Raw genomic sequence first — 15,024 nt, 5'->3', positions numbered from 1 at the left:
TTCTCAGATTTTGATGGCTATGTTTCGCGCAAAGGCGCAAAGAAGCAAAGGCGCAAAACTACCAGAAGTGATATTAGCTATATTATCAGTATTGAAAAATATGAAATTTGGAGCTTGGGCGACTAGAGTTTTACTGATTTTTCTGATGTTGGCTGCGTTAATTTTGGCACTATTCATTGGTGGTGCAAGAAATCCACAAAATCAGACAAATTCACGAAATTTGCCAGATAAATCCTGGAATCAATATCTACCACCGCAGTTACAATCAGTAGTAACTATTGGGGAAAAGAAAGGAAATTTAACACCATCTCCAGTCAACACTAATAAAAATTATCTTGTATACACAACTACCAAGGAATTTAGCAAATATAAACCTGATTTTAGACAGGTTAAAGTTGATCCTAGCAATTATGGCGATCGCTATACCGCAGATATTCATGGTCAACCTCTTAATAATCAAGCTATTATAGTCCTTCATGAAACCAGTAATTCAACTTCTAGCGCTATTAATTTTTTTCAAACTCCTCATGATGATGAAAGTATTCAAGCTAGTTATCACGCTATAATTACTTTACAGGGAACGGTTGTCTATTTAGTTCCTCCAGAAAAACGCGCTTTTGGGGCTGGTAATTCGGTGTTTAAGGGTCTTAACGGTGTAGAATCTGTACAAACTAATCCTAATTTACCACCGTCTGTGAATAATTTTGCTTATCATGTCTCTCTCGAAACTCCTCCTGATGCTTGGGGAAAGAATAATATACAGCAACATAGCGGCTACACTGAGGCTCAATATGATTCTCTAGCTTGGTTAATTGCTCAAAGTCAAGTTCCAGATGATAGAATTACTACTCATAAGGCTGTAGATATAGCTGGTAAAAAAGTTGATCCTTTAAGTTTTGATAGTGATAATTTTTTTAATAAGTTGCATTCTTTTCGACAGTTAAAAACTTTTAGACCTACTTAGTGTTTGCTGATAGCTCGCGTGTCTCAGTCATCTGCGGCGTAAATATACATACAATTTTAAGCCTTATAATTAATCAAATCTTCGTAGATTTTCTAGCTTTTAATGGTAATCCCATTTACGCCGTGTTGTACTAGCCATAAAAGTATTTTCCTGGGGACTGGGAGTCTGAAGCCGTGGGGTTTCCCCCTCAAAGTCAAAAGTTTTCAATTACAACTTCAAATATTCGTTCCCAAACTCTGGGCGTAAATCACCTCAATATTACTACCAAAATCCAACTTATCTAAGGATTCCGTAAAAAATACAAAACCCTTATACGCTGTCACATACTTGTATATTTTAGTAAAATAACCTTCACTTGTGACAATGACAAGCGGCTCTTCACCTTTGGCAAGAATATTTAAAAAACTATCTAATTTTATACATATACCAGTTCCTTGATGAGTGAAAATACTCCCACCAACAGCAGGAGGTTGAGCAGCCGCGTCACCACTGTAATAGCTCATTTAGTGCCAACTTTTACATAATATTTACCTGCTAATTTTAAACTTTCGTCTCCATGACGTGCTGTGCAGTTTGTAACGTTTGGGCTAAACTCCAATCTGGACGCAGTTTAGCCGCTTGACGTAAATAAATATGGTGAATTGGCTGAGAAACTGGTAAATTGGCATGAATGAGAAAGCGAATACAACGCGGTAAACTTCCTTCCACGTGCATTTGCTGCACATCTAACATGGCTACATTATCCCACAAAGGCCGACTGCGAGCGATCGCTGCTGGAAAAATAGCATCTAAATCCTTGGTCACGGAAAAAGTCACACTAATCATATCCTCCGGTTGCAATTTATTTCTTTGTTCTAATTGATCTAATAATTCTGTCACTGACTCTCTAATTGCTTCAATGCTGTTTTCTGCAACAGTTGTTGCACCACGAATTGCTCGCATTTGCCATTTCACTACCAAAATCCTCCTTATTTGTCAGTTGTCAGTTGTCAATTGACCACTGACTATTAACTTTACTATGGGCGGTATAACCACATGGGTAAACCACTTGTAGACATTTCAAATTCTAACCAATCAATTGCCGCACCAACACCCGATTTAGCTTGACGGTTTCCCGGTAATACACGACTCAATAATGGTTTTCTCTCCTCTAGCGTATAGCAAAGAGTTTTTTCCGGATCAAGTCCTACTAATTCCGCTGTCCAACGTCTTGCATCTTCTTCTGTCCCTAAACGGTCCACCACACCTAATTCTAAGGCCTGCTGTCCGGTGAAAATTCGACCGTCAGCAAAGCTTCTGACTTTTTCTACAGACAGTGAACGCGCCCCGGCTACCGTTTCTACAAATTGTTGATAGCTATAATCAATCAATTCTTGCAAAATAGTTTGCTCCGGTTCTGTTAGTTCCCGATCAAAAGCTAATATATCTTTGTATGGTCCTGATTTAATCACTTTAAAGGAAACACCAATTTTTTCCAGTAATACCTCCAGGTTGTTACCCCGCAAAATTACGCCAATACTCCCTGTAATTGTCCCTGGGTTCGCCATAATATGTTCTGCACCCATACCAATATAAACGCCACCAGAGGCGGAAATGTTGCCAAAACTGGCGACAATTTTGGTTTTTTTACTCAATCTCTTCAAAGCACTATAGATTTCTTGCGAGTCCCCTACTGTACCCCCAGGACTATCAATGCGTAGCAGTAAGGCTGGAAATTTCCTTTCTTCTACAGTTTTTAATGCTTCTAGTACGTGTCTACGGGTTGCACCAGCGATCGCACCGCTAACTTCAATCCGTGCAATTTGTTTCCGCAAGTTGGGCTTAAATGGCCAAATCATGAGCAATCAAATAACTTTCTAATCTTCTGAATATATTTAATATAGAACCAAAAAGCCTTAACCTCACGGGCTTGACTTACTCAAACAATCGAAAATTGACAATTGCCAAGAGGTAAAATTAACAATAAATATTCTTTTTACCTCTTTATTGCTGATAAAAGTCGCCAAATAAACCACTCTGAAAAAGCTTAAGGAAATTTTTAGATTTTCTGTGTAGTTTTATTTGGTATCTTTAAGGTGTGAAAAGCAGATTTTTACAAAAATTTGCTGAGTGTCAATATTATTGACATTAAAAATAGAAGTCCTCGGCACAAAGCCAATAACTTTTAACAAAAATAGAAATATCTAGCCACAGTTCACAAGTCATATTACTTATTTTGTTGTGATTGTGTCATTTTTAAACCTGACTGGATGGGTTGTTGTGTTGAGTTTTAAGAGTCGGTACGGAGAATTTGAGAACGATAATAAACGTAAGTATCAAACAGCGCTCCGACAAAACCACAAGTTAAACTAATTATCAATAGACCGTTGAGGGAACTACCACTACCAAAAGTATCCAGAAAATGTATCACTTCTACTGAGATATCGGCAATCATCCCCTGTAGACCAGGAATGTAACTAAAAACTGATAAAACCAAAAGTATACCACCAAATAGGAATATGGGGGCAATAAAACTAAAAATGGTGGTTAGGACCAGGGAACGGAAAAAGTTCATTGTCAGACCAGGTTAGTGTGTAACTGGAGTAAGCGGCGAAAATTGGTGTTGTGTAATGGTAATAGCCGCATGAATTATGTTTCACGCAGAGTCCCAAGCAAAGCCCACAATTTTATCCGCCACTTTCTACAATACTGGCGATCGCTCCTAAATCTTCATTTCGTCAAGAATCTTAAGTTTTCATTAAATTACACGGGTGATAGTTATCTCCAGTGCATTAGCTATTTTTTGGTGTTGAAAATCTGTAAAACCCTGAAATCACAAGGAAATACGTCCCAGTGTGCAGTTAACTGGCAGTAAAAACTCTCTAAAAACCTGCTTAATTTTATGAGAAAAGCTGTAACCTAAATTAATAATCTCATAACTTTCCTTGTAGAAAAGTGACCGGAAACCCTTCTAGAGACTTGACCTGGCTAGGGGTTCTCTGCCCTAGAATCTTTACTTACCTCCAGTATTATAGTATTTTAGGGTGTGTGATTGATAAAATCCGTAACTCACAGCATCCTTGACAATACTGCGTTACACTATATCAGCATTTACTATTTTAGATATATATGGCTAAATCCAGTTTAGAATCATGGAGTCAGCGATTGCTGGCCGCGATTTTTCTAGGTGGACAAGTCTTGGTTCACCTCCTTCAAGGCAAAATTCACCGTCGCAATACCCTAGAACAATTAGCAATAGTTGGTCCAGATTCTTTCTTTATTGCTTTGTTAACGGCTATATTTGTGGGTGCTGTATTTACAATTCAAGTAGCACGGGAGTTTATTAATTTTGGCGCGGGAAACCTCGTTGGCGGCGTATTAGCGGTAGCATTGACTAGGGAACTTACTCCGGTATTAACAGCAGTGATTTTAGCAGGACGAGTAGGTTCGGCTTTTGCGGCAGAAATCGGAACTATGAAAGTTACAGAACAAATAGACGCGCTGTTAATGTTAAAAACAGATCCCATTGATTATCTCGTCATTCCCCGTCTTTTGGCTTGCTTCATTATGCTGCCTATTTTAACTTTGCTATCCTTAGTTACAGGAATGTCTGGAGGTTTGTTAATCGCTACACGCATTTACAATCTTTCAGATACGGTATTTCTAGATTCGGCCCGTGACTTCCTCGATATGTGGGATATTGGCAAGGCTATAATTAAAGCCTCTTGTTTTGGGGTATTAATTGCTATTATCGGCTGTAGTTGGGGTCTAACTACTACTGGTGGCGCTAAAGGTGTGGGACAATCAACTACAACTGCTGTTGTCACTGCTTTATTAGTTATATTTATTAGTAACTTCTTTCTCTCTTGGATCATGTTTCAGGGTTCAGCTAATGGATCTATATTATGATAATTTGCAGGGAGCAGGAAAATAAAATCAATAAGGAGAACAGATTTTGACTAGTTCATTCACGCCTAACGTCATTTCCACGGTAGAATTACAACCAAGTTACAATATTCCTGTTGTCTTGGTCATTGGTGCTATTCCTATGCTGTTAATACAACCCTGGATAGGAGCTATATTAACGCTATTGGGTTTGTTTTTGATGCTGCAAGCTGTAACACTCAAGTTTAAATTTACTGCTACTGATTTCGATCTGTATAGAGGAGAAAAGTTAATTCGTCGTTTTCCTTACCAAGAATGGCAAAATTGGCGGATATTTTGGCATCCTGTCCCTATTTTGTTCTATTTTAAGGAAATTAATAGTATTCACTTTTTACCAATTTTATTTGACCCTAAAACCTTAAAATCTTGCTTGGAACAACGTTGTCCACGAATTGATTAGATTAATCAATTTAATTATATTAATTTTGTTTCGCGCAAAGGCGCAAAGGAGCAAAGACGCAAAGGTAATACTTTTTTGACGGAATTATATGTTTCAATTTACTAAGACTGAAAATTTAGTTTATTATTTATGATCATAGAGGAATCCCAAACTCCAGAGCCAATAGACGAGTGGTTGGAACAAATAGCAGTTCAAACTCCTGAAAATGAACCACCAGAAACCTTACTGGCTGATTTAGAATTAGAAGCTGAAGTATCAACACAGGAAATTGCTTTTAATTCAGATACTATTGACTCAAAAACATTAACAGCGGAAAACTTAAATTTATTAAATACACAAGCGGCAGCACAAGTAAACCAATTGCAGCAAGTTAAATCTGACTTAAAAGCGGAAATTGAGCAATTGGAAGTTACATATAAAACTCTTCAGACGCAAATAAGTGTAACTCAAACCGCACTTTCCCAGGTTGTGCAAGAATCTTTATCACAGTTAGAACAACGCAAACAAGCTTTACAAATTTCTGTAGAACAATTAGAACGTCGTCAAGAACGAATTCGCAATGAAATGCGAACTAGTTTTGCTGGTACATCTCAAGATATAGCAATTCGGGTACAGGGTTTTAAGGACTATCTTACAGGTAGTTTACAGGATTTGGCAGCAGCAGCGGAACAAATGCAGCTTTTGCCACCTGCGAAGGAACGGGAAAAGCCGGCACCCAAGGAAGTAAAATTAGTTAAGGAAAAGTTAGAAGTCCCACAACTGGGACAACAGCAGTTTCAGGATACTACGAAAAAAATCCGCCGCTTACTTGACCAATATCGCAACCAACCAGACTATTATGGACCTCCTTGGCAGTTACGCCGCACTTTTGAACCAATTCACGCGGAAAAACTCTCAAATTGGCTGTTTACCCTGGGGGGACGAGGCGCTTTGCGGACAATGGGTAGCCGCTTACAAAATATTTTAATTGCTTCTTCGGCAATTTCCATATTACATGAACTATATGGCGATCGCTTACGAACTTTGATTTTAGCTAATACACCGGAACGCTTGGGCGAATGGCGACGCGGTTTACAAGATTGTTTGGGTATTGGTCGTCCTGATTTTGGACCGGATAGAGGTGTGGTATTATTTGAAGCGCCGACTGCTTTAGCTCAGAAAGCTGATAGATTAGTTAAAGCCAATGAAATGCCTTTAATTATTATTGATGATTCTGAGGAACAAATTAGTTTAGCTTTGCTACAATTTCCTTTGTGGTTGGCTTTTGCTCCTGACCCGAAAACTATAAAAGATAGAGATTTTGATGATGATTTTTAATTAGTTATTGGTCATTAGTTAGTGGTCAGTGACAAAATCATCAACGGACAACGGACAAGTGACAACGGACAACGGACAACCGACAACTGACAATATGTGGTTAACTTTGTGTGGTGTAGTGGTTTTATTAGCTTACTTATTTGGTTCTTTTCCAACTGGATATCTAGCAGGTAAGCTATTAAAAGGTATTGATATTCGAGAAGTTGGTTCTGGTTCAACTGGTGCAACTAATGTTTTACGCACTTTGGGTAAAGGTCCAGGGGTATTTGTCCTATTAATTGATGCTTTGAAGGGAGTATTAGCAATCAATCTAGTTTACGCTTTATTTAATATTGCTCCTGTTCGTAATTTAATAACAATACCACCAACTGTAAATATCGAAATTTGGCAACCTTATTTAGTGACTTTAGCTGGGTTAGCTGCCCTTTTAGGACATAGTAAATCAGTCTTTCTCGGCTTTACAGGTGGTAAATCTGTGGCTACTGGTGTGGGAATTTTATTAGCTATAAATTGGCAAGTAGGATTATCAACATTGGGAGTTTTTACTGTCGTCATTGCTATTTCTAGAATTGTTTCTTTAAGTTCTATTTCTGGGGCTGTGGCTGTTTCTATTTTTATGATAATTTTTCATCAACCTTTAGCCTACATTATTCTCGGTCTTGCTGGAGGTTTATATATAATTATCCGTCATCGCAGTAATATTGAGCGATTAATTGCGGGTACAGAACCGAAAATTGGACAGAAAGTAGAAACACAAACGGAACAAACTACCTAGAGGATGTTTTAAATAAAATAGGACTTATATTTACTTATGCAGTTTGCGATTAAAATCGCAAACTGCTGTAAATATGTGTTACCTGGAATACTCGTAATAGGTTGTTTAAAAAGTATTAAATGAAACCGATAATCCCCAGAAACCTAACTCCCCTTCCCTCCCTCTCCCCGCGTCGGAGAGAGGTTTACCAGAGAGGGCCGGAGGGGTTTATTTAAGGAAACCACACCAGCTATCCTCGAAAACCCCGCCTCCGCTGCCGCTGGGAAAAGACCTCTTTCTTCACTAACATAATTAGTTATTTTTTGTGAGTTATCTTGTAACCATCTCTCTTTTGCTATCCTCATGACATTTTCAACCTCCATAAAATCATCTGTTCCATTTGGTATTTGTGACATTGTATGTATATCTCCTTGTGTAATTAATTCTGTTGTGGTACTTATCAAGATCTGCAACGCCCTAGAATTATCTAGTAATTTATCGTCAATGAATATTCCAAAATTCCTACTTTTTCGTAGGTACAAAAAATGCCATTATTAGTGGTATAATTCAGTTTTTATGCTTTATGCTCCCTCAAACTACAGATTACGTTAAGTTACTCAGCATTAATCCCTTCATCTAGCAAATACCACTATTAATCAAAATTTCCTTTGGCAAAATTATTAACCCGTTACGACACTATCTGTCCTGCTCTTGTCTAATCTATAAGTTAAAGTTATTAATTTCAATTTTTAAATAAGTTTTTTTGAAAAAATTTTTTATATTCAGGGTTCAGGTCGCTTTCGGTGTGGTATTATGGTCGTATTGTTATAATGGAGTGTTTGTAAAATTTTTATTTATGGACAGATTTCCATTATCACAATATCACCCCGCGCGGCGCAAGTCAATCGGTTAGAACCAAAAAAAAGAAATTTTTTAATTTTTTTAATTTTTTTTGACACTCGCAGCCATCAGGGTCAGGTTTTGTGACAATGCAATTGTAACACAAACTAAAATCCTGTAAATCCTTAAACCCACATTCCGCACCCACAACTGTCACACCCCAAGGAAACAGATGTATTTAGTACATAAGAACTAACTGTCGAGACAATTTGCTGGAGCTAAATAGGAATTATTATTAAGTTAGAGATACAGTTAAATATTCACAACTAAGTACGAAATTATTGGTTCTTAGGTTATTTTGAGAGAAAAACATATCTAATAAATCTTCCTATCCAAAATCTATTTTTTTTGAGCCAAAGGTAATTTTTTAATCCTCTTTTAGTAATTAATTCCCGTAATAACCGATTGTTACAGTTAGGGTTGCGGAGTGTGGGTTGTACAGTCCTGACTTGGGTAGGGAGTCGCATCTGCCCATAAAACACATCCCAGGCTATATCTACGGACTCCTAAAAGAACTAATCAACACATGATCTAACTTTGTTCAGGTGTGACAGAAGGGCAAAAAATCGTCCGAAAACCAATGTGGTTAGTGGAGGTATCAGTATCCTCTGGATGTCGAGCCGCCGGACGGTAGCGAGCACAGTAGTTAGGAGCGCAGAGGAAAGAACCTCCTTTTAGCACCTTGCGCGGTTTCCGCATTGAGGGCGACAACCTGCGGTTATAGCTATCTGCTTCCGTTCCGCCTCTAGGATCTTTGGGAGTGCAACAGGCTTTGGTCGGGTTTTCTAGATGTTTCTCTCGATACCAATCCTGCGTCCACTCCCAAACATTACCAATCATATCGTAAAGTCCATAGCCATTAGCAGGATAGCTACCAACCGCTTCTGGACCTGGGGGTTGAGATTTGAGATTTTCTGAGGGAAACCTTCCTTGCCAGATATTTGCCATTGGTTTACCATTGGGCATAAATTCATTTCCCCAAGCGAATTTCGCACCATCTAAACCGCCGCGTGCTGCTAATTCCCACTGGGCTTCAGTTGGTAGTTCCTTTCCTGCCCACACAGCATAAGCTAGAGCATCTGCATAAACAATATGCACTACAGGGTAATTTTCCCGATTTTCCAGGGAAGTATTTGGACCTTCAGGATGCCGCCAGTCAGCACCAGGGACATAGTGCCACCAGCATGAAACCTGGGGATTAACAGGCTGATCTGGTTTGATAAATACTGCTGAACCAGGTACTAACATGGCCGGATCTGCATCAGGATAGTCTTCTGCCTTTGGAGGCTTTTCCGCAAAGGTAATATATCCCGTTTCTTTAACGAATTTTTGAAATTGTTGATTAGTAACTAAATAGCGATCCATCCAGAAACCACTAACGGTTACAGTGTGAACTGGCCCTTCCTCTGGATATTGTGAGTTATTTGCTCCCATCTCGAAAGTCTTTTCAGGAATCCATACCATATCTCCATGGGGAGGTCGTCCAGAATGAGAGGGCGGTTTTTTAGATATTTGTGAATTGGAAGTCATTTGAATATTATTTTACGACTTTGTTAATGTGTAATTATTAACTATTTATAGGGGCAATTGATCAATTGCCCCTAGAGACGGCGTTTAAGGGTAAGTCCTGAGAATTTCAGCAGTTGCCGCTATTATGAAGTACAGATATCAATGATTAAACTCTTGTGGTGCGGGCATCTTGCCCGTATAAGGTGTACCTCACTCAAGCTAAAAGTGCTGTAAAAGGCTAGTCACGCTACAACCTATCTATTCTATTGAACCCCTATAGCAATGCGTGCGCGCAATTCATGAGGAATAGCATTTTTTGCGGAGTTGTCGGGAATTTCTATTTTTACCCAATTCACCTCTCCATTAAACTTTGTGTCAGTAAACCCATAGTCTGTCACAGGAGAACCCGATTCAAAACCAACATCACAGCATTCATCGGCAGAAAATATACCATATTCTGTTTGAAGAACGTTTGTATGGGTTAGCTCTTCAACTTTGAAATCTTTCTTCAGATTTGCTTCGTCTGTTTCAACGGAAAGGGTAACTAGTGCTCCATTCCCTAAACCAGAACCGAAACCGTATTTGCCATTTTCTGAATAAGTACCATTAACGTCATAATGAAACTTCATCTGGACATAAGTGGTATTGGTGCTAAGTTCTGAGTCACATTCAACTTCATATTTTTCCAACCCAAAAAAGTTGTAACAATATTTCAGCGTGCCAGCCTGAGCATATAAAGTCCAACCACCGAATCTACCACCAACCGCAATAATAACGCCTTCTGCTAGCTTACCATTCAATTTTGACAGGTCTAACTTTGCCGTAACGGTAAAGGACTTATTTTTGTATTCAATAATTGAGCTTTCCGTTAAGCGTCCCATCCCACCATATAACGTTTGAGAGTTACCTGTTACCAATTGTGGACGACCTGCTATTTCAGCATTACCGCGTGTTGCCATTCGATCATCAAGGGGGACAACATTGTACTTAACAGCCTCAATCAACCATTGTCTTTGCAACTTTTCCAATTTCTCTGCATACTTGAGAGAATACTTATTATTAACAAGTAGTAGATTGTTAGATTGAGTCCAATCTACGTCCGTTTTCCATTCGTATTCAAGTTCTGGATTTGTCTTATCAATCTCGTCATCATACTCGTCACTTATTTTATAAAGTTCCCAAACATCATCATCAAATACAAGTACATCAGTGTTACCTGTTTGCCAGGGGAGGCGGTGTTGGGTTACAGCAGTCCAACCCTTATGATAAATCCCCCGATTACCTACCATCTCAAAATATTGGGTTTGGTGAGTACCTTTTAACCATGTTTTTTGGTCTTGTACCTCGGTGACATTTTTAAAAGAATCAGCCATGCTCACCCCTTCCATGGGTTTTTGCATAACCCCATGCACAAAGGTCGGTTCAGGCAAGTTGGCGACTTCTAAAACCGTGGGAGCAACATCAATCACATGATGGAACTGAGAACGGATACGGCCTTCGATTGCATTTGCATCATATGCATCTGCATCATATTGATTATAATTTGCGTTCTTCGCAATCTTGTCAGGCCAATGAACAATACAAGCATTGCGAGTTCCTCCAAAGTGAGAAGCTACCTGTTTTGTCCATTGATAGGGTGTATTCATGGCATGAGCCCAACCTACTGCATAGTGGTTATAAGCATCCTCAGTACCCAACAGATATTTCCTCTCTATCAAGTATTTTTCGTTTTCTAGATTATAACCTGTCAATGTGATCATTTCGTTAAAAGTACCTTGCTTGGAACCTTCCGCGGAAGCACCATTGTCGCCGATGATATAGTAGATGAGAGTATTATCGAGAACCTTTAATTCCGCTAAAGCGTCTACCAACAAACCCACATGATGGTCTGAGTGTTCTAAATAACCTGCATAAACTTCCATTTGTCGAGCGAGGACTTCCTGCATCTTAGGGCAAAACGAATCCCAACTCGGAATCTGATTGTCGTCCTCTCCATATTCACCTTCGGGAGGAGCGCTTAATAAAGCATCATTTGGAATTATGCCTAACTCTTTTTGCTTGGTGACGGTTTTGTTCCGTGTCGCTTCCCAACCGTCATCAAATGTTCCCTGATACTTATTAGCCCAGTCCAGTGGGACATGGTGAGGAGCATGACAAGCACCAGGAGCAAAGTACATGAAGAAAGGCTTATCAGGCATTAAGGATTTTTGCTGTTTTACCCACTTAATGGCTTTTTCAGTCATATCCTCGGTAAAATGGTATTCTTTACCCGGGGTTTTTTCCGGTTCAACAGGAATAGTCCCTTCATAAATACCAGGATAATATTGGTTAGTCTCACCGCCAATAAACCCATAAAAGTATTCAAAACCACCGCCACCACTGGGCCAGCTAGTAAATGGACCCATAGGACTTGTTTCCCAAACAGGAACTTCGTGGCATTTACCAAACTGAGCGGTAGAATAGCCATTAAGTTTCAAAATTTCCGCCAATGGAGCGGCTGTATTCGGACGCAAGCAATTGTTACCAGGTGCTGAGGTGGCCATTTCGGTAATCGCTCCAAAGCCTATGGAATGATGATTTCTTCCTGCTAGTAAGGCGGCGCGGGTAGGAGCACAAAGGGCAGTGGTGTGAAACCGATTGTATAATAGTCCATTGGCGGCTAATCTTTCCGCTGTAGGGGTATTAATCGGTCCACCAAAGGCAGAAGATGCTCCAAAACCTACATCGTCTAGGAGAACAATAAGAACATTAGGTGCGCCTTCGGGCGGACGTAAAGGAACAATGGGAGGGTATTTGGTATCAGGGTCTTTGGCATCAAAGGTTGTTAAGCCTGGAGGAGTAATATCAGGAATAGGTAGGATATCGCGTGATGGTTGTTTTGATGGTTTGTTTGTACCGTCGTTGCTGGCCATAAGGTAAATGTGTAGTTTTCAATATGATTTGATGATTTGCTTAACCCAGATTTTTCGCAAAATTTGCAAAAAAGGGTCAAAAACTGCGAAATATCTATGTCATAAGCAAGTATTTTGTCAGTAGTTTTACCACCTTCCTAGAACTATATAGCCATTTATCGTTAATGAATATTCCAAAATTCCTACTTTTTCGTAGGTACAAAAAATGTCATTATTGGTTGTATAATTCATTTTTTATGCTTTATGCTCCCTCAAACTACAGATTACGTTAAATTACTCAGCATTAATCCCTTCATCTAGCAAATACCACTATTAATCAAAATTTTCTTTGGCAAAATTATTAACCCGTTACGACACTATCTGTCCTGTTCTTGTCTAAGATATAAGTTAAAGTTATTAATTTCAATTTTTAAATAAGTTTTTTTGAAAAAAAATTTTTATTTTCAGGGTTCAGGTCGCTTTCGGTGTGGTATTATGGTCTTATTATTATAATTAATTGGCTATTTGTAAAATTTTTATTTAGGGAGAAATTTCCATTATGACAATATCACCCCGCGCGGCGCAAGTCAATCGGTTAGAACCAAAAAAAAGAAAATTTTTTTAATTTTTTTTGACACTCGCCGCCATCAGAATCAAGTTTCAGACAATAAAATTAAGTAGGTGAACGAAAAAAACCGACATAAGTAACGAAAAGTAAAGTTGCCCAAAACCTGTTCCCTAATATAAGAATTCTTTATGTAAATAAATGCGGTTACTGGTTGTATAATCAGTTCTTCCTGGTTAACCATACCTCAAACTACATCCCACGTTAAATTACTCAGTGTTAATCCCCTAATCTATGTCTGAACAACATCCCCATAGTAATTCTCTGGTAGTGACTCACCAGTTTAATGACCTAGATAGGTTTGCACAAGCCATAAAATCGATGAATATCAAAGAAGGTAGTCAATTAAGCCCAGGAGGTTTTCTAGGAACGCTTAATTTTGCGGACTTTGGAGATTTGAATTTTACTCACGTGTATCAAAATCAAGTTGCTCAAGCCACTGGTACGAAATCTGCTGATCATATTGGCTTTGTGTTGGCATTTCACCCCAAGTTGACACAAGTAAGCTCTCACGGTTGTCCTATTGGAAAATATGATATATTTGGTTTTGACCCTACTAGGGGAGTAGATGTAGTTGTTAGCAAAGACGTTCATCTAGTCATGGCCAGTGTGAATGGACGGGCTTTCCATACTCTGTGCGAACAAATGGGATACGAAATGGGACAAAAGGTTCTCCAACATAATGCGCTGAGTTTACACCCCTCATCATTGCGACCTCTCAAGGCTTACTATCAACAAATTACTCATATATTGAGTACCCAACCATCATTATTGATACAATCACAGATGCAATCAATAATAAGGGAAGATTTTTTACCATTACTAATTAATACTTTCGGTAATAACGCTCAAAAAAAACAACGTATATTAAAACCATTCCGTCGTTATTCCCTGATCAGGAAAGCGGAAGAAATTTCTAAATCCTATAGGGATAAACCTTTAACACTACAAAAACTATGTGAGGAATTAGAAACTAGCAGTAGTGCTTTATCTTGTGGGTTTCAGGAAGTTTTTGGTATCAGTCCCATGGCTTATATCAAAATTCAACGGCTCAATGGGGTACGCCGCGCTTTAATGAATACTGATACGAATACAAAAACAGTGATGAATGTGGCTCAGGAGTGGGGATTTTGGAATGCTTCACATTTTGCTAACGATTATAGGGAAATGTTTGGTGAGTTACCATCAAAAACTTTGCGAGGTAATTTGCAATAATCAAATCCTTTCAAACCTGACTTCTCTAAAAAATCGGGAATCTGGGAGTTATACTATTACAGGAGGTGTAAAATATGTAAATCTATGTCTGAACAGAATCTTCATGGTAATTCACTGGTTTTTAGTCGTCAGTTTAATGATACATATAAATTTGCACAAGCCATAAAACCGCTAAATATCAAAGAAGGTAGTCAATTAAGCCCAGGAGGTTTTCTAGGAACCCTTAATTTTGCAGACTTTGGAGATTTGAAGTTTACTCACCTGCATCAAAATCAATCTACTAAAGCCATTGGTACGAAATCTGCTGATCATATTGGCTTTGCGTTGACATTTCAACCCAAGTTGACACAAGTAAGATCTCACGGTTGCGTTATTCAAAACCATGATATATTTGGTTTTGACCCTACTAGGGAAGCAGGGGGTTTTCATTCTCCGAGGTAAAGAAGAAAAGAATAGTGATCTTTTCTTGATAAAATCAAAAAGAGATCACTAATGTTTCAATTTTTCAATTATGTTAAATAGCTT

At 38.7% G+C, this 15,024-nt stretch carries 14 protein-coding genes; 7 read left to right on the top strand and 7 right to left on the bottom strand.

Features of this window, described 5'->3' with window-relative positions; genetic code table 11:
- The first annotated feature begins 100 nt into the window (after positions 1 to 100).
- On the top strand, positions 101 to 964 hold the full coding sequence (locus H6G25_RS17885; RefSeq protein ID WP_190393681.1) for a peptidoglycan recognition family protein: 864 nt from the start codon (positions 101 to 103) through the stop codon (positions 962 to 964).
- A 215-nt stretch (positions 965 to 1,179) separates the two neighbouring features.
- Here the strand turns inward: H6G25_RS17885 and H6G25_RS17880 are convergent, their stop codons facing one another.
- The 4 genes from H6G25_RS17880 to H6G25_RS17865 all read right to left on the bottom strand — a co-directional run bounded on the left by H6G25_RS17880 (position 1,180) and on the right by H6G25_RS17865 (position 3,518).
- Positions 1,180 to 1,467, bottom strand: coding sequence for a hypothetical protein (locus H6G25_RS17880; protein WP_190393653.1), 288 nt, complete (start codon positions 1,465 to 1,467; stop codon positions 1,180 to 1,182).
- Positions 1,468 to 1,504: 37 nt separating this feature from the next.
- Positions 1,505 to 1,918 (bottom strand): chorismate mutase, encoded by a 414-nt coding sequence (gene aroH, locus H6G25_RS17875; RefSeq protein WP_190393652.1) that lies wholly within the window; start codon positions 1,916 to 1,918, stop codon positions 1,505 to 1,507.
- 62 nt (positions 1,919 to 1,980) lie between these two features.
- Positions 1,981 to 2,802 carry a signal peptide peptidase SppA gene (gene sppA / locus H6G25_RS17870; RefSeq protein WP_190393651.1) on the bottom strand — a complete coding sequence of 274 codons (822 nt, stop codon included), beginning with the start codon at positions 2,800 to 2,802 and terminating at the stop codon, positions 1,981 to 1,983.
- Positions 2,803 to 3,233: 431 nt separating this feature from the next.
- Positions 3,234 to 3,518, bottom strand: coding sequence for a hypothetical protein (locus tag H6G25_RS17865; RefSeq protein ID WP_190393650.1), 285 nt, complete (start codon positions 3,516 to 3,518; stop codon positions 3,234 to 3,236).
- A 554-nt stretch (positions 3,519 to 4,072) separates the two neighbouring features.
- Between H6G25_RS17865 and H6G25_RS17860 the strand changes: the two genes are divergently transcribed.
- The 4 genes from H6G25_RS17860 (at position 4,073) to plsY (ending at position 7,380) form a co-directional block, all read left to right on the top strand.
- A complete protein-coding gene (locus H6G25_RS17860) occupies positions 4,073 to 4,852 on the top strand; it encodes an MlaE family lipid ABC transporter permease subunit (protein WP_190393649.1) in 780 nt (259 codons plus the stop codon).
- A 46-nt stretch (positions 4,853 to 4,898) separates the two neighbouring features.
- Complete coding sequence (locus H6G25_RS17855; protein ID WP_190393648.1) at positions 4,899 to 5,288, top strand: DUF3119 family protein; 390 nt, start codon at positions 4,899 to 4,901, stop codon at positions 5,286 to 5,288.
- A gap of 129 nt (positions 5,289 to 5,417) precedes the next feature.
- Entirely contained in the window at positions 5,418 to 6,605 is a 1,188-nt protein-coding gene (locus tag H6G25_RS17850) for a DUF3086 domain-containing protein (protein ID WP_190393647.1), read from the top strand.
- A 94-nt stretch (positions 6,606 to 6,699) separates the two neighbouring features.
- A complete protein-coding gene (gene plsY / locus H6G25_RS17845) occupies positions 6,700 to 7,380 on the top strand; it encodes a glycerol-3-phosphate 1-O-acyltransferase PlsY (RefSeq protein WP_190393680.1) in 681 nt (226 codons plus the stop codon).
- 143 nt (positions 7,381 to 7,523) lie between these two features.
- Here the strand turns inward: plsY and H6G25_RS17840 are convergent, their stop codons facing one another.
- From H6G25_RS17840 to H6G25_RS17830, 3 genes are all read right to left on the bottom strand, one after another.
- On the bottom strand, positions 7,524 to 7,775 hold the full coding sequence (locus tag H6G25_RS17840; RefSeq protein ID WP_206754781.1) for a hypothetical protein: 252 nt from the start codon (positions 7,773 to 7,775) through the stop codon (positions 7,524 to 7,526).
- A 1,015-nt stretch (positions 7,776 to 8,790) separates the two neighbouring features.
- Entirely contained in the window at positions 8,791 to 9,789 is a 999-nt protein-coding gene (locus H6G25_RS17835; RefSeq protein ID WP_190393645.1) for a formylglycine-generating enzyme family protein, read from the bottom strand.
- 242 nt (positions 9,790 to 10,031) lie between these two features.
- Positions 10,032 to 12,680, bottom strand: a complete 2,649-nt coding sequence (locus tag H6G25_RS17830; protein ID WP_190393644.1) for an arylsulfatase — start codon at positions 12,678 to 12,680, stop codon at positions 10,032 to 10,034.
- Positions 12,681 to 13,518: 838 nt separating this feature from the next.
- Here H6G25_RS17830 and H6G25_RS17825 point away from each other — a divergent pair.
- The gene (locus H6G25_RS17825; protein ID WP_190393643.1) at positions 13,519 to 14,499 is read left to right on the top strand and encodes a helix-turn-helix domain-containing protein; all 981 of its coding nucleotides are present in this window, start codon (positions 13,519 to 13,521) and stop codon (positions 14,497 to 14,499) included.
- Between the two features lie 84 nt (positions 14,500 to 14,583).
- Positions 14,584 to 14,940: a hypothetical protein gene (locus H6G25_RS17820; protein WP_190393642.1), complete on the top strand. Its 357-nt coding sequence runs from the start codon at positions 14,584 to 14,586 to the stop codon at positions 14,938 to 14,940.
- Positions 14,941 to 15,024: the final 84 nt, after the last annotated feature.

The sequence above is a fragment of the Dolichospermum sp. FACHB-1091 genome (assembly GCF_014697585.1).
GTDB lineage: Bacteria > Cyanobacteriota > Cyanobacteriia > Cyanobacteriales > Nostocaceae > Dolichospermum.
Note: the sequence above shows the minus strand (reverse complement) of the source record. Positions and strands in the feature narration are given on the sequence as shown.